At 61.0% G+C, this 21,070-nt stretch carries 20 protein-coding genes; 12 read left to right on the top strand and 8 right to left on the bottom strand.

The genetic code is table 11. The features are described 5' to 3' along the window. Nucleotides 1–116: 116 nt before the first annotated feature. Complete coding sequence (locus tag HF931_RS12130) at nucleotides 117–368, top strand: hypothetical protein (protein WP_273240279.1); 252 nt, start codon at nucleotides 117–119, stop codon at nucleotides 366–368. Nucleotides 369–483: 115 nt separating this feature from the next. Here HF931_RS12130 and HF931_RS12125 read toward each other — a convergent pair whose 3' ends face one another. From HF931_RS12125 to tpiA, 3 genes are all read right to left on the bottom strand, one after another. After that, complete coding sequence (locus HF931_RS12125) at nucleotides 484–2,121, bottom strand: CTP synthase (protein WP_035553554.1); 1,638 nt, start codon at nucleotides 2,119–2,121, stop codon at nucleotides 484–486. Between the two features lie 63 nt (nucleotides 2,122–2,184). Then, nucleotides 2,185–2,649: a preprotein translocase subunit SecG gene (gene secG / locus HF931_RS12120; RefSeq protein WP_273240277.1), complete on the bottom strand. Its 465-nt coding sequence runs from the start codon at nucleotides 2,647–2,649 to the stop codon at nucleotides 2,185–2,187. 83 nt (nucleotides 2,650–2,732) lie between these two features. Beyond that, nucleotides 2,733–3,482, bottom strand: coding sequence for a triose-phosphate isomerase (gene tpiA / locus HF931_RS12115; protein ID WP_273240275.1), 750 nt, complete (start codon nucleotides 3,480–3,482; stop codon nucleotides 2,733–2,735). Between the two features lie 85 nt (nucleotides 3,483–3,567). Here tpiA and HF931_RS12110 point away from each other — a divergent pair, with 85 nt between their 5' ends. The 3 genes from HF931_RS12110 to HF931_RS12100 are packed head-to-tail and all read left to right on the top strand — an operon-like array spanning nucleotide 3,568 to nucleotide 7,480. Further along, nucleotides 3,568–5,481, top strand: a complete 1,914-nt coding sequence (locus tag HF931_RS12110; protein ID WP_337957144.1) for a SurA N-terminal domain-containing protein — start codon at nucleotides 3,568–3,570, stop codon at nucleotides 5,479–5,481. After that, the gene (gene trpE / locus HF931_RS12105) at nucleotides 5,478–6,905 is read left to right on the top strand and encodes an anthranilate synthase component I (RefSeq protein ID WP_273240273.1); all 1,428 of its coding nucleotides are present in this window, start codon (nucleotides 5,478–5,480) and stop codon (nucleotides 6,903–6,905) included. The genes HF931_RS12110 and trpE overlap by 4 nt, the downstream gene beginning before the upstream one ends. Next, entirely contained in the window at nucleotides 6,902–7,480 is a 579-nt protein-coding gene (locus HF931_RS12100) for an anthranilate synthase component II (RefSeq protein WP_035553566.1), read from the top strand. Before trpE ends, HF931_RS12100 begins: the two co-directional genes overlap by 4 nt. Here HF931_RS12100 and HF931_RS12095 read toward each other — a convergent pair. Then, entirely contained in the window at nucleotides 7,477–7,953 is a 477-nt protein-coding gene (locus HF931_RS12095) for a pyridoxamine 5'-phosphate oxidase family protein (RefSeq protein WP_035553567.1), read from the bottom strand. The genes HF931_RS12100 and HF931_RS12095 overlap by 4 nt on opposite strands. A 129-nt stretch (nucleotides 7,954–8,082) precedes the next feature. Then, nucleotides 8,083–9,090, bottom strand: coding sequence for a class I SAM-dependent methyltransferase (locus HF931_RS12090; RefSeq protein WP_155841916.1), 1,008 nt, complete (start codon nucleotides 9,088–9,090; stop codon nucleotides 8,083–8,085). Nucleotides 9,091–9,294: 204 nt separating this feature from the next. Between HF931_RS12090 and trpD the strand changes: the two genes are divergently transcribed. From trpD to lexA, 3 genes are all read left to right on the top strand, one after another. Then, the gene (trpD, locus tag HF931_RS12085; protein WP_035553995.1) at nucleotides 9,295–10,326 is read left to right on the top strand and encodes an anthranilate phosphoribosyltransferase; all 1,032 of its coding nucleotides are present in this window, start codon (nucleotides 9,295–9,297) and stop codon (nucleotides 10,324–10,326) included. Beyond that, entirely contained in the window at nucleotides 10,323–11,126 is an 804-nt protein-coding gene (gene trpC, locus HF931_RS12080) for an indole-3-glycerol phosphate synthase TrpC (RefSeq protein ID WP_035553570.1), read from the top strand. Before trpD ends, trpC begins: the two co-directional genes overlap by 4 nt. Nucleotides 11,127–11,187: 61 nt before the next feature. Further along, nucleotides 11,188–11,868: a transcriptional repressor LexA gene (lexA, locus tag HF931_RS12075; RefSeq protein WP_035553572.1), complete on the top strand. Its 681-nt coding sequence runs from the start codon at nucleotides 11,188–11,190 to the stop codon at nucleotides 11,866–11,868. On the opposite strand, the gene HF931_RS12070 is transcribed toward lexA, so the two are convergent. Then, nucleotides 11,859–13,985, bottom strand: coding sequence for a ComEC/Rec2 family competence protein (locus tag HF931_RS12070; protein ID WP_273240270.1), 2,127 nt, complete (start codon nucleotides 13,983–13,985; stop codon nucleotides 11,859–11,861). The genes lexA and HF931_RS12070 overlap by 10 nt on opposite strands. Nucleotides 13,986–14,006: 21 nt before the next feature. Here HF931_RS12070 and gltX point away from each other — a divergent pair, with 21 nt between their 5' ends. Then, the gene (gene gltX, locus HF931_RS12065; protein WP_035553574.1) at nucleotides 14,007–15,476 is read left to right on the top strand and encodes a glutamate--tRNA ligase; all 1,470 of its coding nucleotides are present in this window, start codon (nucleotides 14,007–14,009) and stop codon (nucleotides 15,474–15,476) included. Nucleotides 15,477–15,523: 47 nt separating this feature from the next. Next, a complete protein-coding gene (gltA, locus tag HF931_RS12060; protein ID WP_035553578.1) occupies nucleotides 15,524–16,828 on the top strand; it encodes a citrate synthase in 1,305 nt (434 codons plus the stop codon). An 87-nt stretch (nucleotides 16,829–16,915) separates the two neighbouring features. Here the strand turns inward: gltA and HF931_RS12055 are convergent, their stop codons facing one another. Further along, nucleotides 16,916–17,068 (bottom strand): entericidin A/B family lipoprotein, encoded by a 153-nt coding sequence (locus HF931_RS12055; RefSeq protein WP_035554000.1) that lies wholly within the window; start codon nucleotides 17,066–17,068, stop codon nucleotides 16,916–16,918. Between the two features lie 158 nt (nucleotides 17,069–17,226). On the opposite strand from HF931_RS12055, the gene purQ reads away from it, so the two are divergent. From purQ to HF931_RS12040, 3 genes are all read left to right on the top strand, one after another. Continuing rightward, nucleotides 17,227–17,895: a phosphoribosylformylglycinamidine synthase subunit PurQ gene (gene purQ / locus HF931_RS12050; RefSeq protein WP_035553581.1), complete on the top strand. Its 669-nt coding sequence runs from the start codon at nucleotides 17,227–17,229 to the stop codon at nucleotides 17,893–17,895. 93 nt (nucleotides 17,896–17,988) lie between these two features. Next, nucleotides 17,989–19,185, top strand: a complete 1,197-nt coding sequence (locus tag HF931_RS12045) for a DUF418 domain-containing protein (RefSeq protein WP_273240267.1) — start codon at nucleotides 17,989–17,991, stop codon at nucleotides 19,183–19,185. A gap of 64 nt (nucleotides 19,186–19,249) precedes the next feature. Beyond that, nucleotides 19,250–20,269, top strand: a complete 1,020-nt coding sequence (locus HF931_RS12040) for an adenosine deaminase (RefSeq protein ID WP_035553585.1) — start codon at nucleotides 19,250–19,252, stop codon at nucleotides 20,267–20,269. Here HF931_RS12040 and HF931_RS12035 read toward each other — a convergent pair whose 3' ends face one another. Next, nucleotides 20,270–20,911 (bottom strand): hypothetical protein, encoded by a 642-nt coding sequence (locus tag HF931_RS12035; RefSeq protein ID WP_035553587.1) that lies wholly within the window; start codon nucleotides 20,909–20,911, stop codon nucleotides 20,270–20,272. Nucleotides 20,912–21,070: the final 159 nt, after the last annotated feature.

The raw sequence follows: 21,070 nt of genomic DNA, 5'->3' as shown, positions 1-21,070 counted from the left end.
GAGTGCCACTACACGTATCTTGGCCTTCGGGCACAATAACGTCATAATCGGTTGACGCTGGCGCTTCGGTTTACCGCCTTCGTCAATGAGTTCAAAGGCACTCAAGGGGGGACCTCATGGGCATGGTGGAAAGACAGCGGGCGAAACGAATGAAAAGCCGCATCGATAACCCGCACGAATGGGCAGAAGAAATTGAGCGAAGGGTAGACCAGCGCCTGCTTTTTCCTTCGATCGCGGCTTTATGTGGAATGGCTGCACTAGCTGGCTGCTACGTTGTTTGGCAGAAAGTGAACAGCTTGGAGCACCGAATTGAACAACTTGAACGTGTCTCAGACTTGCCGCCACCCGGCTTCACCGTCGTTGAGTGATCGCTATGTTGCTTGAAAGCCTATTGTGGGCGGGTGTATTCGGAATTTTATGCCGCCATCCCGGATGTCGCGAAGCGCTTACCCGAGATGACGAAAAATGATGAATTGATGAACCCTAAACCAGCCGGCTTTGCTTGACCGCCGCGCCAATAAAGCTCGCAAACAGTGGATGTGGTTCGAACGGGCGGGATTTCAGTTCCGGGTGGTACTGAACGCCAATGAACCAGGGATGCTCGGGTATCTCGAAGATTTCCGGCAGCTTGCCATCCGGCGACAGGCCGGAGAACAGGCCGCCAGCCTTCTCAAGCGCTTCGATATAGCCCGCATTCACCTCATAGCGGTGGCGGTGACGCTCCGAGATGTCGAGCGTGCCATAGATCTCGGCGACCTTGCTGCCCGGCTTCAGGCGCGCTGGATAGGCGCCGAGGCGCATCGTGCCACCCTTGTCGGTATTGGCGTCGCGAAGGACTTTCTCATTGCCCTTGGTCCACTCTTCCATCAGGCCGACCAGCGGCGCATCGGTCTCGGGATCATTCTCGGTCGTGTTCGCCTCGTCGATGCCGGCCATGTTGCGCGCCGCCTCGATGACGGACATCTGCATGCCATAGCAAATGCCGAAACACGGCACCTTGCGTTCGCGTGCAAATCTTGCCGCCCGCATCTTGCCATGCGCGCCGCGTTCGCCGAAGCCACCCGGCAAGATGATGCCATGCACGCCTTCCAGAATGTCCAGAGGCCGGGCCTCATCGTCGAATTCTTCGGAATTGATCAGGCGGATGTCGACCTTCACCTTGTTGGCAAGGCCGCCATGCGCCAGCGCTTCGGCAACCGATTTATAGGCATCCGGCACATCGGTATACTTGCCGACGAGGCCGATACAGACATTGCCATCCGGATGGTGGGTCGTGTGCGCAATCTGGTGCCAGCCGGACAGATCCGGCTGCGGCGCGTCATCAATGCGGAAATGGGAAAGGACTTCCTTGTCCAGCCCTTCGGCATGATAGGATTCCGGCACGTCATAGATGTGGCCCACATCGCGGGCCTCGATCACGCTGGACAGGCGCACATTACAGAAGCTGGCAATCTTGCCTTTTTCGTTTTCCGGGATCGGCCGGTCACAGCGGCACAGCAGGATATGTGGCTGGATACCAATGGAGCGCAGCTCCTTCACCGAGTGCTGTGTCGGCTTGGTCTTCATCTCGCCCGCCGCCGGAATATATGGCAGCAGCGTCAGATGGATGAAGCAGGCACGCTCCGGCCCGAGTTCCTGACCAAGCTGGCGGATCGCCTCGAAGAATGGCAGGCCTTCAATATCGCCGACCGTTCCGCCGATTTCGCACAGGACGAACTCCACATCCTCGCCCGGATCGGACAGGACGAAATCCTTGATCTCGTTCGTGACGTGCGGAATCACCTGAATGGTCGCGCCGAGATAGTCGCCGCGGCGCTCTTTCTCGATAATGTGCTTGTAGATGCGGCCCGTCGTGATGTTGTCCGACTGGCGGGCCGAGACGCCGGTGAAGCGCTCATAATGGCCAAGGTCCAGATCGGTCTCTGCGCCATCATCGGTGACATAGACCTCACCATGCTGGCGAGGGCTCATCGTGCCGGGATCGACATTGAGATACGGATCGAGCTTGCGCAGGCGGACCTTGTAGCCACGCGCCTGAAGCAACGCACCGAGTGCGGCGGAAGCGATACCCTTGCCAAGGGAGGACACCACGCCGCCTGTAATGAAAATATAGCGGATCATGGGATCACCCTGATGCCGTGATTCGTTTGGATTTGGCGCAGGGAAAACACCCGCACCGCTCAATTATTGGGGATTGCCCGTTTCCTCGTCAGAAACCGGTGCCGTCTCTTCCGGCGCGGCGTCTGCCGTCGGGTCGATCAGAACACCCGGCTCAACCGCTTCCGGCGCTGGCGTGGCAGCCAGGCCATCCTGTCCTTCCAGCAACGGCGCCGTTGGGTCGAGAAGGTCGACCGGGCCGCTTGCACCGTCTTCATCCGCGCCCAGCGCGCGCTCGACTTCGGTGCGCGTGTCATTGTTGCGGTTCGCCAGCGTGGTCAGGCCCAGGCTGGTCAGGAAGAAAATGCCGCCAAACATGATCGTGGACCGCACCAGCGCGCCTGCAGCGCCGCGCCCGGACAGCAGCGATCCTGCGCCGCCGCCACCGCCGCCGCCGATGCCGAGACCGCCACCTTCAGACTTCTGAAGAAGGACCAGGCCCGTCATGACGATACAGGCAATGATGTGGACAACGAGGATGACGTTCTGCATGGCTGGTGCGTTTCCAGTAAAATTCAAGCCGCCCGCATATCGCCATTGCGCGCGGGAGCCAAGCCTTGGGGTTCAGTCTTTGGTTACTTTGCTTGAGCGTAAATGGCGAGGAAGTCGTCCGCCTTCAAGCTTGCGCCCCCGATAAGACCGCCATTTACATCCTTTACTTCAAGGATTTCAGCGGCATTGCCCGGCTTCATGCTGCCGCCATAGAGCAGCGGGATCTGGTCTGCGCCGTCCGCGCCGAATCGCTGGGCAAGACGTGTGCGAATAGCGGTATGGACCTCGTCGATCTGGTCCGGCGTGGCCACTTCGCCCGTTCCAATGGCCCAGATTGGCTCATACGCGATCACGATTTGCTCGGCCTTCGCGCCCTCTGGAATGGACCCATCAATCTGGCTGGCCACGAAGTCCAGCGTCTCACCGGCCTTGCGTTGGTCCAGGCTCTCACCGATGCAAATGATCGGCGTCAGGCCTGCGCGCAGGGCTGCAGCGGCCTGTGCCGCAACGATCTCATTGGTCTCGCCATGATCAGTGCGGCGCTCGGAATGACCGACAATTACGTGGCTCGCCCCGGCGTCCGCCAGCATCTCTGCAGAGATATCACCCGTATGCGCGCCGCTCTCATTGGCGTGGCAGGTCTCGCCACCCACTTTCAGTTCAGATCCGTGCGCGGCCTCCGCGGCAACCGTCAGAAGCGTGGCTGGCACACACAAAAGCGCCTCCACTCCGGCCTTGCCCTTCCCGACACCTGCCGCGGCATCCCGGATTTCCCCCAGGCTGGCCTTCAGGCCATTCATCTTCCAATTACCTGCGATAAGTGTTCTGGTCATAAGCTATCCCTATCTTGAAAGACCTAACGGGGTCGCCTAGCAAGCACTGGACCACTCCTCAACCTGCCAGAAAGACGCTGCCGATATGCTAGCCCTGATGAAAAGCCTGATGAATTCCTTCGTCGGCAAGATTGTAGTCATGATCATCATCGCGGGGATGGCTTTCTGGGGTGTGGACCAGATGTTCGCCCAGATTCGCGGTGGCCTCGGCTCAAACATGGCAGCGGCGGGCAGCCGTGGCTTTGACGCGGCGGCCTTTGACCGGCGGGTCGAGAGCGTGGTTCGGAACATCAATGCCGATTCCGAAGAACCGGTGACAAAGCCGGACCTGGTGGAACAGGGCATCATCGACCAGATCTTCAACATGGAAGCCGCCAAGCTGACCCTGCTCGGCTATGCCGACTCCATCGGGGTCCGCCCGTCCACAGATGCCGTGGTCGAGGAATTGAGAAACACGGACGCATTCAAGAACCCCCTTACCGGTTCCCTGGATCTGGACACTTACCGTCTGGTGCTGAACCAGAACCGGATCAGCCAGGCAGATTACGAGCAGCAGCTCTCCGACGATCTCACGATGGCTGCCATGCGCGATGCTGCCGGCGCTGCGATCTATCCGGCCAACACGCTGGCAGCCCTTCAAGGGCGGTATCTGGGCGAGTCCCGCAACGTGGCCTGGTTCATCCTGAACACCGATACACTGCCAGAGCCGGACGCCCCGACTGAAGAAGATGTCCGCGCCTATTACGATGAAAACCTCGAAGCCCTGAAACAGCCTGAGCGCCGCATGATCGATGTGCTGCGCATGTCCGCTGAAGACTTCCTCTCCGAAGTCACCGTGACCGATCAGGAAGTTGCCACGGTCTATGAGGCCAGCAAGTCCGAGCGCTTCTCGGAACCGGACACCCGCACCTATGTCGAGTTGCTGTTTGATACGCGCGAGGCTGCTCGCACCGCATTCGGCCTGCTCGCCGCTGGCTCAGACCCGGCATCCATTGAGGGCGTCGCCTCCCGCGAGACCAAGACCGGTCGCCGCGAAAGCGTCAGCGATCCCTTGCTCGCCGACGCCATGTTTGGCGCTGGCCGCCAGAGCGGCGCCCTGTTCGGCCCGGCCGAGCGCGGTGACCAATGGTTGGTAGCGCGTCTCATCTCCGTTCAGCCGGGCGCTGTCTTCCCGCTGGAACAGGTTGAAAGCGAGATCCGCGACCAGCTGTCCCGCGAGCGCGCATCGGTTCTGCTCTTCGACAAGATGGAAGCGCTCGACCGCGCCATCGGTGCCGGATACCCGCTCAGCCAGATTGCCGAAGATGTCGGCGTGCCGCTGATCACCTACGCTCCGGTCGATACGTCTGGCCGCACGCGTGACGGTGTCACCCTGCACGGCCTGCTGCAGGCCGGGGAAGCCTTCCAGCAATCCTTCCAGATCGGTGTCGGCGATACCAGCAACCGGTTCGACATTGGCGAAGCAACCTATCTGACCTCGCCGCGCGAGATCATCGAAAGCTACACGCCGGAATTCGAGGAGCTGAGCGATCAGGTCCGCGCCGTTCTCGTGGCTCAGCGCCAGCAGAACAGCGTCCAATCCGCGCTCGACGACCTGACCAAGCGGATAGAGTCCGGCGAGACCACGCTGGAGGCCGAAGCCCGAGCAGCCGGAGAAGTGGTGGAAACACCGCTCGCCCCTGTCACTCGCCGGAATGCGGGTGAGGCGGGCCTGCCAAGCGCCGCCCTTGGCCAGATCTTCAACGGCAAGGAAGGCGATGTGTTCACCCTGCCAAGCCGGGCCGGTGACATGGTCATGGTGATGCAGTTGACTGAGGTCACGCCGCCGAGCGAGGCCGAGCTGGCCGAACTGGCCCCACTGGCCAATTCCAATTTGCTCGCTGAACTCCAGAGCGACCTCATTGCGGCGACCGAGGCCGAGATCTCTGCCAGCATGAAGCTTCGCAAGAACCAGGGCGCCCTCAACGTCTACAAGGCATCGATCTCGACCGAACAATGAGCACTGCACAGCTGATCGTCCGGCGCCGGATCGGGGATATCGAGACCCCGGTTGCGGCCATGCTGAAGCTCGGTGCGGAAACGCCCGGCAGCTTCCTGTTCGAATCCATTGCCGGCGGCGAACGGCTTGGCCGCTATTCCTTCATCGGGCTGGAGCCGGACCGCTGGTTCCGCATCCTCGATGGCAAGGCCCAGATCGCCAGTGATGCGGAGTTCTCGGATGCCCGCACGCTGGAGGCTGGACCGGTCGAAGCGCTGAAAGCGTTCGCCCGGGACGCCCGCGCGGAGGCAGACGACGCCCTGCCGCCCATGGCGTCCGGCGCGTTTGGCTATGTTGGCTATGACATGATCCAGTATGTCGAGCCGGTGAAAATCACCAAGCCGGACATGCTGAACGTTCCCGAAGCGCTGCTGGTCATCCCGCGCGTCGTCATTGTGTTTGATCACATCTATCAGGAAATCCTGCTGATCGGCCGCGTCGAAGGCGGCAACGAGGCGGAGATCAACGCCCTGCTGGATGATGTTGAAACGCGTCTGGAGCGCCTGCCCCAGATGCCGCCGAAGGATCAGGAGCCGGCCCCGGTCGACCTCAAATCCAACACATCGAAAGAGCGCTATTTCGAGATCGTGGATCGCTGCAAGGAGTACATTCGCGCAGGCGACATCTTCCAGGTGGTGCCGAGCCAGCGTTTCTCCGCGCCCTTCCCGCGCCAGTCGATCAGCTATTATCGCGCCCTGCGCCGTCTGAACCCGTCCGCCTTCATGTTCCACATGAACCTCGGCACGGTCAGTCTTGTCGGCTCCAGCCCGGAAATCCTCGTCCGCGTGCGTGATGGCCGCGTCGCCATCCGCCCCATTGCCGGCACCCGTCCGCGCAGTGGCAATGATGAAGAAGACGCCCGCCGCGCCGCGAGCCTTCTGGCCGATCCGAAAGAGATCGCCGAACACCTGATGCTGCTGGATCTTGGCCGCAATGATGTGGGCCGCGTTGCCGCCTATGGAAGTGTGACGGTTACGGAGCAATTCATCGTCGAGCGCTATTCCCACGTGATGCACATTGTTAGCCATGTTGAAGGGGATCTGCGTGAGGGGCTCGACAGTGTCGACGCCTTGTTCGCGGGCTTCCCGGCAGGGACCGTCTCCGGCGCACCAAAGATCCGCGCCATGCAGATCATCAACGAGATGGAATCCCATCGCCGCGGCATCTATGGCGGCGCTGTCGGATATTTCGGCTGGAATGGCGATCTCGACACCTGTATCGCGCTGCGCACAGCCGTGCTGAAGGATGGACAGCTGCACATTCAGGCAGGCGGAGGGGTCGTGCTCGATTCCAACCCTCAATACGAATATGATGAGACGGTCCACAAGGCAGGCGCCCTGAAGCGTGCAGCCGAACTGGCAGCAGCCTATGAGTTCGACCAATGAGCCGGAAGAAAATCCTCGTCATCGACAATTATGACAGCTTCACCTGGAACCTCGTCCACTATCTGGAAGAGCTGGGCGCGGAGACACGCGTTGTCCGCAATGACGAACTGACCGTTGAAGAAGCGCTCGCCAGCGATGCAGACGGCGTGCTGTTGTCGCCGGGCCCTTGCTCGCCGAATGAGGCAGGTATCTGCGTCGCCCTGATTGAGCAGGCCCCGGATGATCTGCCGATCCTGGGCGTGTGCCTTGGTCATCAATCCATCGGCCAGGCCTTTGGCGGCGAAGTGGTCACCGCCAGGGAAATCCGCCATGGAAAACTGTCAGAGATCCGCCAGACGGGCGGAGACCTGTTCGATGGCCTGCCGGAAACCTATCAAGTTGTCCGCTACCACTCGCTCGCCGTAAAGCCGGAAGACCTGCCAGATGTGCTGGTCGCCGATGCGTTCACGGAGGATGGCGAAGTCATGGCCCTCCACCACAGGACGCGGCCCGTCTACGGTGTGCAGTTCCATCCGGAAAGCATCCTCACCGAACACGGCCACGCCTTGCTGAAGAACTGGCTGGACCGGCTCTAGAAGCGCACTTCGAAATGCTCGCCAACGTCCGGCTTGTCGTCGGTCAGATTGGCTTTCGCAACTTCGTAGAAGAATTTTGCGCCGCCTTTTGATGTCCAGACTTCACCATAGTCGAGCGACAGCTTGAGCAGAAGAACGTCGGGATCCTGCTTGCCGTCTTCGTACCAGCTGGCGGCAATGAAGCTCCAGTATTCGTCGAGCTTTTCCTTGTTGATCTCGGGCGTCAGGCGACCTGACAGGCTGGCATAGAGGCCTTCCTTGTCATTGCACAGAACATAGTGTGCCTGCCCGCCCTTGGCGTTTTCCGCCATGTAGGTTCCCTTCGCCGTGATGAACCAGAGCTCGCGCTTGTTCTCATCGACATAGTGGGACATCGGCACCGCGCGGCCTTCGATGACCAGCATGCCGGTCCGACAGTCTTCCAGACGGTCCCAGAAAGTTTCGGTCATGTCCTTGTCAGCGAGTTGGGTCATTGGGGAAAAGCTCCATGTTTGGGTTTCCTGTCCAACGCCTGCCTGCTGTCGTGGTTCCGCATGACCACGCAGCCCCCCAAAAGAAAAGGGCCCCTGAGGGCCCTCTCCCGATACGGATGGATTCAACGCCTATTCAGGCTTGCGGAACCGCAGGGTCATGCGGTCGGACTCGCCAATCTTCGCAATCGCCTCGCGCTCCGGCGTGCCTTCCTCGGTCGTGGCGAAGCTTGGCGCGAGACGCCAGACAATGTCGCCCTCGCCCGCATCATCTGCCGGATTGCTATTGATCTCGCTCGACTCTTCGAGAACGAACCCGGCCGCCTCGAAACTGTCGACCACAAAACTCGTCTTCAGGTATCCGGCATTGCCATCGGCCCAGGCATCCGGCGTATCTTCAGACGCGCGGTGCTGGACCACGCCGACCACGCCGCCCGGCTTCAGGATGCGATAGGTTTCAGCAATCGTCGCCGTGTAGGTGCCAAGTTCTTCCTCGGTCCGGTTCAGATTGTGCAGCGCGCGGATAAAGAGTGCCGCATCGGCCTTCTCCGCCTTGTCTTCCGGCAGCGTCGTCAGCTTGTAGTCATAGACTTTCGCGCCCTTCTCACCGGCCCATCCCTCGGCGGTTTCGACCCAGCCTTCCAGCTGCGCCAGAATACCGGCGACGCGCTCCTCATCTGCGCCGGGCAGGATACGGATCCACATCTCATCGGGATAGTGCGCGCCGATCAGCTTGCCCTCCGGCCCGAGATACGGGAGCAGGATCTTGCTGTACCATCCGCGGCCCGGCAGCGCCTCGACCACCGTCATGCCGGGCTCAATTCCAAAGAACTCCAGCGTCGCACCGGGATTGCGCGCGTCGTAACGGGCCTGCACCTCTTCCGGCTGCATGGCCAACGCCGCGGCGAGCGCAACGGAGTCGGACACGTTCATCGCGTCATCGACCGTTTCGGCGGCTTCGGCCATCTCGGCTTCAACCGCAGCCTCCACTTCCACGTCTTCTTCCGCGTCCATCACGGTTTCGACTTCGATCGTCTCTTCGACCACTGTCTCGTCCGTCATGTCGTCAGCAGGCGGCGTCTGGCACGCTGCGAGAAGTGCAATACCGGCTGCACCGGCGAGCAAATATCTGGGTTTCATGGTGTCCTCCTCCATCAGGTTTCTGGTCTCTTGGAAATTCCCCTGTGGCGAGAGACTAGCCCAATCCGCCAGAAAACGCGATCAAGTCTTCGTGTAGGCTGGCTGAAGGCTTTGTGACGATCTTTGCGCCTGCGTCACTGACGGGCTTGATCAGGCAGGCTCCAAGCCCCTATGCAGGCGCGAAGAGAAACCGGAATTCCCGCCATGTCCCAAGACAGTCTCACCACCGCCCTTCTGGCCATTGCCCGGCGCCAGCCGCTGGACTCTGAAACGCTGGAAGGCGCCTTCGACAAATTACTGTCTGGCGAAGCTGCGCCAGAGGAAATTGGCGCCTTCCTGATGGGCCTTTCCGTGCGCGGGGAAACCGCTGACGAACTTGCCGCCGGCGCGCGCATCATGCGCCAGCATGCCCGGAAAGTTCATGTGGAAGGTCCGGTGCTGGACACGTGCGGCACGGGTGGTCTTCCATGGAAAAGCCTGAACACATCCACCGCCAGCGCCATCGTCATTGCCGCAGCGGGCGGGCGCGTCGCCAAGCATGGCAACCGGTCGGTGCCGCCGAAGACCGGCTCTGCGGACGTGTTGGAGGCGCTGGGCGTCAACCTCGACATGGATGAGGAGACCTTCCTCGATTGCCTGAATGGTTGCGGCGTCGCCTTCATGTTCGCGCGCAGCCATCACAGTGCCATGCGCCACGTCGCTCCGGTCCGCGCCAAGCTGGGCATTCGCACCATCTTCAACCTGCTTGGCCCGCTCAGCAATCCGGCCAGCGCGGAATACCAGGTGCTGGGTGTGTTCGCGCCGGAATGGGTGCGCCCGATGGCTGATACGCTGGCGCGCCTCGGCACCCAGCGCGCCTGGGTCGTTCATGGCATGGACGGCATTGATGAAATCTCCATCGCGGGAACCACCAGGGTCTGCGAAGTCACCCCTGACGGCGTGCGCGAGTTCGACCTGACCCCGGCCGATGCCGGACTCGAGACCAGCCCGCTCTCGACGCTTGAAGGCGGCAGCCCGGCAGAGAATGCGCTGGCCATTACAGAGCTGTTTGACGGCCAGGAGGGCCCGTTCCGCGACGTGGTGCTGCTGAACGCCGCTGCCGGCCTGCATGTCTTTGGAAAGGTTGACACGCTGAAACAAGGCGCAGACATGGCCGCGCAGGCCATCGACAGTGGCAAGGCCCGCCAGACGCTTCGCGCCCTCGCCGCACTTTCCAACGGACAGGACCCGGAATGAGCACAGCCCTTGATCGCATCATCGCCTACAAGGTGGATGAAGTTGCTGCCGCAAAGCGCGAGACGCCTCTGGCCGCACTTGAGGCACGCCTTCCGGATGCCAGCGCGCCGCGCGGCTTCGCCCAGTCCATGGCGCTGATTGCCGGCATCAACGAGAATGCCCTGATCTGTGAACTGAAGCGTAAGAGCCCCTCAGCGGGCGACATCCTGCCCGGGGCCGACCCGGTCGAGATTGCGCGTGAGTACGAAGCGGGCGGCGCTGCCTGTCTCTCCGTTCTGACAGACGGACCGAGCTTTGGCGGCAGTCTGGAAGACTTCGCCGCCATCCGGTCTGCGGTTGCCCTGCCGATGCTGCGCAAGGATTTCATGATCGACCCCTATCAGGTGATCGAGTCCCGCGTTTATGGCGCAGACTGCATCCTGGTTATCATGGCCTGTCTCAGTGATGATCAGGCCAGCGAACTGACCAGCACAGCGCTGGAGTTGGGCATGGATGTCCTGCTCGAAACGCACAATGAGGATGAACTGGAGCGCGCCCTGCGGCTTCCGTCTCCGCTGATTGGCATCAACAATCGCGACCTGAAACGAATGGTGACCGATCTGGCGACCACCGAACGGCTCGCGCCGCTGGTGCCGGAGGACAAGGTGCTGATCTCCGAAAGCGGCGTTTCCTCGGCTCAAAGTATTGAAAGGCTGCGCGAGACTGGCGCACGGCGGTTCCTGATCGGCGAAAGTCTTATGAAAATGGGCATAAACCGTCAGAAAAGCGTAACGGAAATGAGGGTAGCTGGCACGAATTGACCCGAAGCATGAACACATGTAGAACATAAGTGAACAGAGATTCGCCCGAAGGGAGTCCCCCGTGCTGACTAGTAAACAAAAGGAATTGCTGCTCTTCATCAATGAGCGCATTCAGGAAACCGGCGTTTCGCCATCTTTTGACGAAATGAAAGATGCGCTGAACCTTGCCTCCAAATCCGGTATTCACCGCCTGATCACGGCGCTTGAAGAGCGCGGGTTCATCCGGCGCCTCGCGCACCGGGCGCGCGCCCTTGAAGTGCTGAAATTGCCGGATGCCGTCGCGCCCGGCGCACCGCGTGGCCGGAAGGAATTCAAGCCCGCCCTCGTCGCAACTGGCCAGCCAGCCCCTGCTCCGGCGGCAAATACCGTGCCCCTCATCGGTCGCATCGCAGCCGGTCTGCCGATTTCCGCGATCCAGCAGGAGAATGGCCACGTCAATGCACCGGACGGCCTGTCCGATGGCGACGAACATTTCGCCCTCGAAGTTCAAGGCGACTCCATGATCGATGCCGGCATTCTGGAAGGCGACATTGTCGTTTGCCGCCGCACCGATACAGCCAATACGGGCGACATTGTCGTGGCGCTGATCGACGGTGAGGAAGCGACGCTGAAACGCCTGCGCCGCAAGGGCGCGTCGGTTGCTCTGGAAGCGGCCAACCCTGCTTTCGAAACCCGCATCTTCGGACCAGACCGCGTGCAGGTACAAGGCCGCCTTGTGGCCCTGATCCGTCGCTACGACTGACCTGAATCCTTTGAACATGGCTTCCAGGGCCGCGCCTTGCAGGGCGTGGCCCTTTGCGTTCTGGCACCGGTTGTGTCGATGGTCACGCCGCCCTGGCGGGATATGTCCGACCATGCCAGCGACGGCCCACACGCCTCACTTGGCCGCGTCATGACCAGATCCAGCGATACCTCGTCTGACGGCTCACAAGACTGCTGACCCTCAAGCGAGCCCTCGTCTCCCTCCGGCGCGTTGAGACGGATGGGCCCGATCACGCTGTCCAGGACACATGGCCAATTACTACACGAGCCTGAAGGCTCCAGCGTACTGAAGCGCATTGGCGACAGGCCATCCCCGTCGACATAGCTGATCTTCTCGATGTCGCCCCCCTTTAAGCGGACGAACACATCCCCGGATGCGGACCAGTGCAGCGCCAAGCCGGGGGCGGTGAACCACAGCCAGAGAGCCGGCCCGGTCAACGCCGCCGCAAAGATCCACCGCCAGACACCATGCGCCACGACTGCCGCCGCCAGCGCTGCCGTGAACAGGACAAGCGAAAGGTCTGGCATCTGTTTGCCCGGTGAGATGCCGTCTGGAGCCTGCGCCGTGCACGTCTCGGCAATCCAGAGGATCGCCTCCAGCGAATAGCCGAACACGCGCAAGCCCAGATCGCCATAACCAAGCGGCGTGAGGATCAGTGCGGCAGCAGCGGCCGGCGCACTGACAAAGGTGATGATCGGCATCGCAGCCAGATTGGCGATCAGGCCCAGCCCGGCCAGACGGTCGAAATGGTAGAGCGCATAAGGCGCTGTTGCCGTGCCCGCGACCAACGACGTTACGGCGAGTGAGGCCCAGCTATAGCTGACCGATCCCATCACGCGATCCGATACTGCCCGCCGCGCCGTCCATGCTTCATAGGTGGCGATCAAGGCACCGGATGCCGCGAAGGACATCTGGAAGCCAGGCGACATAACGCTTTCCGGCTGCAGCAGGATCACCAGAATCATGGCGATGGCAAAGGAACGAAGGCTGAGCGCGGCCCGGTCGAACAGAACCGCACCGAACACGACCGCCAGCATGATAAACGCCCGCTGGGTAGAGACCCCCGCGCCGGAGATCACCAGATAGGACAGGCTGGCCAACAGGGCGATGATCGCCGCTGGCTTCTGGACAGGAACCCTCAAGGCCAGCGGTTCGATGCAGGCCAGCAATCGCCGCATGACGTAAAATACCAGCCCGCCAACGATGGCCATGTGAAGCCCTGAAATGGCCAGCAGGTGCGCGAGGCCCGAATTGCGCAGCGCCACCTGGTCCTCCACCGGCATGAAACTGCGGTCGCCGGAAACGAGCGCCGCCGCAAAGCCCCCAGCGCGCTCACCCGCCGCTTCATCGACATGCGAAGCCAGTTGCCGGCGGAAGGCAGCGATATGCATCCGGACATCCGAAACGATGCCCCCCGGCGCGCCCAGAGCCCCGCCCCGGCAGCGGCCCTGAACATAGCCCACACCGCCCAACTGCTCGAACCAGGCTTGTCGTCGGAAATCATACTCGCCCGCCATGCCCGGCGCGGGTGGCGGCCTCAGTACAGACCAGCACCTGACAAAGCGGCCTGAAGAGACTTCCAGCCGCGAGCGATGCGTGACCCGCACGGTCTTCGGTGTCGCCTCTGGCGGCATGCCGGCAATGGCATGAACCTCGATCCTCAGGCGCGGCCCCTTTGCACCAGTCTCAACCTCTGACAGCCAGCCTTCGACCATGACCGGCCCAGTCATCTCGGAAATGACCGGCGCTGCCACCAGACGCGCCCGTACCGCCCCGGCGCTCAGGCCCAGAACCACGCCAAAAGCCAGCCAGAGAACAAACTGAACCAGCGAGGGCGCCAGCAATCTCCGCCCTACAGCGATCAGGGCGACCGCCAGCAAAGGCGCGAGCAGAATCGCCTCCATAGCCGGTTCAGATGGCATCGTGAAATAAGCCGCCGCGCCAGTCGCCATTGCAAAGGCCAGCAGGAGTGGCTGTGCATCCACCCCGGAAATCGCCCAGAAGCGCTGGCCGCTGACTGCACGCCAGAGGCCCAGCCCCTTGCCATTGGCCGGGGAGTTGTGTTTCTGCGGCGCAAGAGCATCACCCACGATCATAAATCGGAGCCTGCCTGTCCCATGAACGTCATTACGCGTTTTGCCCCTTCTCCCACCGGCATGCTGCACATTGGAGGGGCAAGGACGGCACTTTTCAACTACCTCTTCGCGAAACGTCACAACGGGAAGTTTCTTTTGCGGATCGAGGATACCGATCGCGCACGCTCAACGGATGAGGCAACGGCGGCGATTCTGGAGGGCATGGACTGGCTCGGCCTGACGCCGGACGAAGCGCCGGTGATGCAGTTCAGCCAGGCGGCGCGGCACACTGAAGTCGCCAATGAGATGATTGCGCGAGGCACGGCCTTCCGCTGCTACGCTACGCCGGAAGAACTCCAGGCCCGCCGGGATCTGGGTGAGGAAAAGCGCCAGGCCGCCAAGGCAGAAGGCATTTCGGAAGCGGAGAAGACCGCGCTGCTGGCCGAGGCGAATGAGCTGCTCGCCCCTTATCGGTCTCCTTGGCGCGATGGCGCCCCGTCCCCATCAGCCGATGCGCCTTTCACCGTGCGCCTGCGCGCGCCGGATGGCGGTGACCGCATCCTTGAAGATGGTGTTCAGGGCCGCGTGACCATTCAGGCGAGCGAACTGGACGACATGATCCTGCTGCGCGCCGATGGCACGCCGACTTACATGCTGGCAGTTGTGGTGGACGATCACGATATGGGCGTGACGCACGTGATCCGCGGCGACGATCATTTGCGCAATGCTTTCCGCCAGATCCCGATCTATGAGGCGATGGGCTGGGACGTACCGACCTTTGCCCACGTCTCCCTGATCCACGGACCAGATGGCGCGAAACTGTCCAAGCGCCACGGCGCGCTCTCCACGCTGGCCTATCGGGAAATGGGCTACCTGCCGGAAGCCATGAAGGCCTATCTGCTCCGCCTCGGCTGGAGCCACGGCGATCAGGAAATCTTCACCGAGGCCGAGGCCATTTCCCTCTTCGATGTCGAGGGCATCAACAAGGCCCCTGCACGCCTGGACCTGGAGAAGCTGGGCCAGATCAATTCCCATTTCATGCGCCTTGCCGATGATGATCGCCTGTTCGAATTGCTGAAGCCGCTGCTGGAGGCGGAGGCCCCGCTCAGCGAGGCGGAAGCCGGCCGGGTCCGTACGGCCCTGCCGCACATGAAGGATCGCGGCACCACGCTGCCAGAGCTTGCCGCTGCGTTCGCCTTCCTGCGTGACATTCGCCCGATTGAAATGAACAAGAAGGCGCGCAAGGCATTGTCCGAAGAAGGACTTGACCGGCTGGCGGGTCTGCGCGACGAACTGCAGCAATTGCGCCAATGGACCGCAGAAACTATATCGCTCGTCATAAGCTCGTATTGCGCTGACCGCGACCTTTCGATGGGACAGGTGGGTCAGCCACTCAGAGCTGCGCTCACGGGCGGGTTACCCGCGCCAGACATCGCTCCAGTCCTTGAATGGCTCGGGCAGGATGAGGCGCTGGGAAGAATTGAAGATCAAACGGCGAAAGCCGGGACCTAATCCCGAGCGATGCCGAGTGGAACAATGATTTGGAAGGGCTAGAGTTGATGGAAAACAAGACCAAAGACGCCGGTACGGCGAAGATCGAGATTGACGGAAAGACCTATGACATGCCGGTACTGTCCGGCACCCACGGTCCAAACGTCGTGGACGTGCGCAAATTCTACGCGCAATCCGGACAGTTCACATTTGACCCGGGCTTCACCTCCACGGCGAGCTGTGAAAGCCAGATCACGTTCATCAACGGGGAAGAAGGCGTCCTGCTGCACCGCGGCTATCCGATTGGCCAGCTGGCTGCGCAAGCAACCTTCCCGGAAGTATGCTACCTGATCCTGAATGGCGAACTGCCATCCAAGTCGGAACTCAGCACGTTCAACGACGAGATCAAGCAGCACACCCTGCTCCACACACAACTGGACCGTTTCTTCGACGGCTTCCGCCGTGACAGCCACCCGATGGCCATGCTGACCGGTACGGTTGGCGCGATGGCGTCCTTCTACCCGGGTGCGATGGATAGCGAAGATCCGGAAGAGCGCCGCCTCGCTTCGATCCGCCTGATTGCCAAGATGCCGACGCTCTGCGCACGCATCCTGAAGTACAATCTCGGCCAGAAATTCGTCGATCCTCGCAACGATCTGTCCTACGCCGAAAACTTCCTGAACATGTGCTTCTCGGTCACCGCCGAGGATTACAAAGTGGATCCAAAAATCGCCAAGGCGATGGACCGTTTCTTCATCCTGCACGCAGACCACGAGCAAAACGCGTCGACCTCGACCGTTCGCCTGGCAGGGTCTTCAGGCGCGCATCCATTCGCCGCTGTTGCGGCTGGCGTGGCCTGTCTCTGGGGCCCAAGCCATGGCGGCGCCAACGAGGCCTGCCTCAACATGCTGCACGAAATCGGCACTGTGGACCGCATCCCGGAATTCATCGAGAAGGCAAAGGACAAGTCTGATCCGTTCCGCCTGATGGGCTTCGGTCACCGCGTCTACAAGAACTACGACCCGCGCGCGACCGTGATGCGCGAGTCTGCTCACGAAGTGCTCGACCTGCTTGGCCTGAAGGATCAGCCGATCCTGAAAGTCGCCATGGAACTGGAGCGCATCGCTCTCGAAGACGAATACTTCGCAGAGAAGAAGCTCTACCCGAACGTCGACTTCTACTCCGGCATCATCCTCGATGCGATCGGCTTCCCGAAGCAGATGTTCACCGTGCTGTTCTCGCTGGCCCGCACCGTCGGCTGGATTGCCCAGCTGAACGAGATGCTGGTCGACCCGACCCAACGCATTGGTCGCCCGCGCCAGATCTACACCGGCGCCGCCATGCGCGACTACGTGCCGATGGACCAGCGCTAGGCGCATTTCAGTATCCCGAACAAGAAAGGCCCCGACGTCGCGTTGGGGCCTTTTGCGTTCTGAGGGCTGGAAAGACGAAGGCCGAATCTATTTTGACATCTTCTCCTTCACGTCCCGCGCAGTTTCGGAGACGACTTCGCCACCTGCCTGAACATCGCGGCCAACGCCTTCGACCGTGTTGCACGCCGTCGCCAGCGGCAGCAGAGAGAGCGCAAGCGCTGCAGCCATGAGTTTCTTCATCTGGTCACTCCCATGAATATGAATGGCCAGAACAATGTGCCTGAAGCCCTCATTCGGCAAGGCGGCATGCGCGCCTCTGTGCTTTTTGCCGCTCTTTCACCCTCACCACCGCAAATGCCTGTTCCCTTTTCACCCGACTCCCTGCTAAAGCCCTGCGCATGAAAACCGCTGTGATTGTCTTCCCCGGATCGAATTGTGACCGCGACGCTTATGACGCGCTTGCACAGGTAACCGGCCAGGCCCCGGCTATGGTCTGGCACAAGGACGGAACCATTCCGGACGGCACGGACCTCGTCATGGTCCCCGGTGGCTTCTCCTATGGCGACTATCTGCGCTGCGGCGCGATGGCTGGCAATTCACCGATCATCTCTCAGCTTCACGCGCATGCGGAGCGCGGCGGCTATGTGCTCGGCGTCTGCAATGGCTTCCAAATCCTGTGCGAAACGGGCCTTCTGCCCGGCGCGCTGATGCGCAATGCATCGCTCCACTTCGTGTGCCGTCCGCAGGCGTTAAGCGTGGAGTCAGCGAACACGGCCTATACCAGCGCCTATTCCGGTACGCCGGAAGTCGTCATTCCGGTCGCGCATCATGACGGCAATTATTTCGCCGATGACGCCACGCTGGACACGCTGGAAGGCGAAGGCCGCGTGGCGTTCCGTTATGCCAAGGGCCAGAACCCGAATGGCTCGGCGCGCGACATCGCCGGCATCCTCAGCGAGAATGGCCGCATCCTCGGCATGATGCCCCACCCGGAGCGCGCCATTGGCGGGCATGAAGGCGGCACCGACGGTCTTGGCGTCTTCGAAAGCCTGCTTAGCGCGGCCTAGCCTCTACTACCCAATCGGCTTCGAGATAGCTCTTGACGCTCCGTACACCGGGCATTATCGAATTTCGATAAAGCCGTGCCGGAGGGGAAACGCATGACATATCTCGAGGAAAGTCAGGCTGCTGGCCGCGAAATATTTCCGGACCTCGCCCGCGCATGGGCACTCTTCGGCATAGCGCTGGTCAATGTTGGCGTGCTCGCCTGGCCGATGATGAGCAGCTATCATTATGAGGGTGCTGCCCCGACTTCGCTCGATACAGCCGCCTGGTTTGGCGTGAATGCGCTGTTCCTGATGAAGTCCTACTCACTGTTTTCCTTCATGTTCGGGGTGGGCTTTGCCTATCAGATGCAATCGGCCGCGCGGCGCGGCGTCGCCTTTTCGGGGCGATACTGGCGCCGCATCATCGGCTTGCTCGCCTTTGGCGCCCTCAACATTGCCTGCTTCTTCTTCGGCGATATTCTCGTCGTCTATGCTGTTCTCGGGACGATCCTGTTCCTGTTCCGCAATGCATCCCAGAAAACCCTCATAGTGTGGGGGTGCATCATCTATGGCATCCAGATCCTGGTGATCGGACTGATGGCACTGATGGTCTATCTGGGGGTGACGTTCGCGCCGGAAGAAATGGCGAAGACAGCAGCGGAATTTGCGGTCGAAGATTCAAGAGCCATTGAGGTCTTTGGATCAGGCAGCTTCCTTGATGCGGCAGCGTACCGGACAAGCGAATACGTTTCGGGGTTCCCGTTTATCCTGATGTTCCAGGGCTTTGGCGCATTTGCCTTCTTCCTGTTTGGTCTCGCCGCCGTGCGCAGCGGTGTCATAGCTCGCGCATCCGCCCCAATCTGGAAGCCTGCCCGCCGGTACGCTTTGCCGCTCGGCATGCTGATCAGCGGCTCCGGAGGTTGGCTCATGCTCGTCGGAACCGGCATGATGGATCCGCTGATGATGCTCGGCATGCTGCTCGTGGCCATAGGCAGCCCATTCTCGACGTTCGGCTATCTCGGGGTGATTGCCAAATGGGCGGAAGGCCAGCCCGGCCCGATTACCGTGTTCTTCGCGAGAGGCGGCACGTCATCTCTGACGGCCTATCTGCTTCAAGGTCTGATCTTTTCGCTGCTGTTCAGCGCCTATGGGTTTGGTCTGTTTGCGACCCTCCCGGCGGCGCAGAGCATCGGCGTCGCCTTCCTCGTCGCCCTGTTCAGCGTGACCTTTGCGAGCCTCTGGCGGATGCGCTTCCAACGCGGACCGATGGAGATGATCCTGCGCAACTGGACCTATCTCGGCGCGCGTTAGGCAGTTGTGACTTGCCCTTGAGACCGGCTTCCCGCTCTATGGGCGAAAGACCGGAGGCCCTCTCATGTCCGCGCACTCAGACCTGATCCACAAACTCCCCAAGGCCGAACTCCACCTTCACATTGAAGGCAGTTTCGAACCTGAAATGATGATGACGCTGGCCGAGCGTAACCGGATCGACATCCCGTTCAAAACGCTGGACGAAGCCAAGGCGGCCTATGACTTCAACAATCTCCAGGAATTCCTCGACCTTTACTATCAGGGCATGAATGTCCTGCGCACCGAGCAGGACTTTCACGAGATGACATTCGCCTACCTGCAGCGCGCAAAGGCGGACAATGTCGTTCATGTCGAAATGTTCTTCGACCCACAGGCTCATACGGAGCGCGGGGTGGCCTTTGGCGCTGTCACAGAAGGTATTCTGGGTGCGCTGGAGCGGGGTGAGAAAGAACTCGGCATCACGTCCGAACTGATCATGAGCTTCTTGCGGCACCTCAGCGAGGAGGACGGTTTTGTCCTGCTGGATGAGTCGACGCCCTGGCACGAACACTTTGTCGGAGTCGGGCTCGACAGTTCCGAAGTCGGCCACCCGCCCCTGAAATTCCAGCGTCTGTTCGAACGGTGCCGCGAACTCGGCTTCAAGCTCTGTCTCCATGCGGGCGAGGAAGGTCCGCCGGAATATGTACGTGAAGCCTTGCTGGACATCGGCGCAGACCGGATCGATCACGGCAATCGGGCGATGGAAGATCCGGCGCTCATTGAAATCTTGCGCGACACGCAGATTCCCCTGACCAACTGCCCGCTCTCCAACCTGTCACTGTGCGTACTGGACGATTTGCGAAAGAGCCCGGTGAAGCGTCAGCTCGAAGAAGGTCTGCTCGTCTGCGTGAACTCTGACGATCCCGCTTATTTCGGCGGCTATATCGGGCAAAACTATGAGGCGATCACCGAAGCGCTCGAACTATCGTCAGATCAGATCGTCCAGCTCGCCAAGAACAGCTTTACAGGGTCCTTCCTGCCGGACGATCAGAAGACAAAGCACGTCGCCGCAATCGATCAGATTGCAGCGACGATGGGAGGCTGATCAGGAGCCGGTTGCCGGATCTTCGGATTCTTCCATTTCCGCGTCCTCAGCATCGCTCGCATCCTCGGCTTCAAGGCTGGTTTCGATTGGCGGACGGCAGGATTCGATCAGGGCTTCGATCCGCTCATCTGTCGGGACGACATATTCGCTCTGTGCCACCACCAGGCGCAGGTCACCTGCACCATTGGCAAGCGCACGAGCGGCTTGGGACCTGGTGTCGAAGACGCCGGACACTTCCCCCGCATCCTCATCCAGCTGGGCCGGAATGGCAGCGTTCCCAGCGGAGGTCAGCAGGCCAATCTGGTTTGGCGCTTCATCGTCGGAATAGACGCGTCGCATGACGAGCGCATTCGCAGCGCCCTCGCCCGCAAATGCGTCCGGCTTCTGGCACGTCAGCGAAACCAGAACCGTCTCGCCATCTTCCGAAACGAATTCAAGGCGTTCTCCAGACGTTGCATCTGCGTCAGCCCAGCTTCCCGCGGCCTGAGTGACCTGCCTTTCAGGTTGCTTCGTTTCAGGCTTTTCCTTGTCAGATGAGGCTATGGGCGACGGTGCGGGCATCGTGTCTCCACCAGTCTGGCTAACCTCAGAGCCGCACGCCACGAGCGCCAGCGGCGCGGCAAACAAAAGCAAGTGTCTCATGGTCGGGGTCCTTTCCAATCGCTGTCCCGGTTGCCCAATGAAACGCGCATCTGTCCGGCGCGGTTTCCGTTAAATCCTGTCCATCATGGCAAATCGTTCATCTTCGGCGGCTGAACCGCAATAGAGTCTGGCGACTCGGGCCATTTGCGGTTAAAGCGC

Source organism: Hyphomonas atlantica corrig. (genome assembly GCF_017795365.1).
GTDB lineage: Bacteria > Pseudomonadota > Alphaproteobacteria > Caulobacterales > Hyphomonadaceae > Hyphomonas > Hyphomonas atlantica.
The sequence above is the reverse complement of the archived record's forward strand: the minus strand, read 5'-3'. Positions and strand labels throughout refer to the sequence as shown.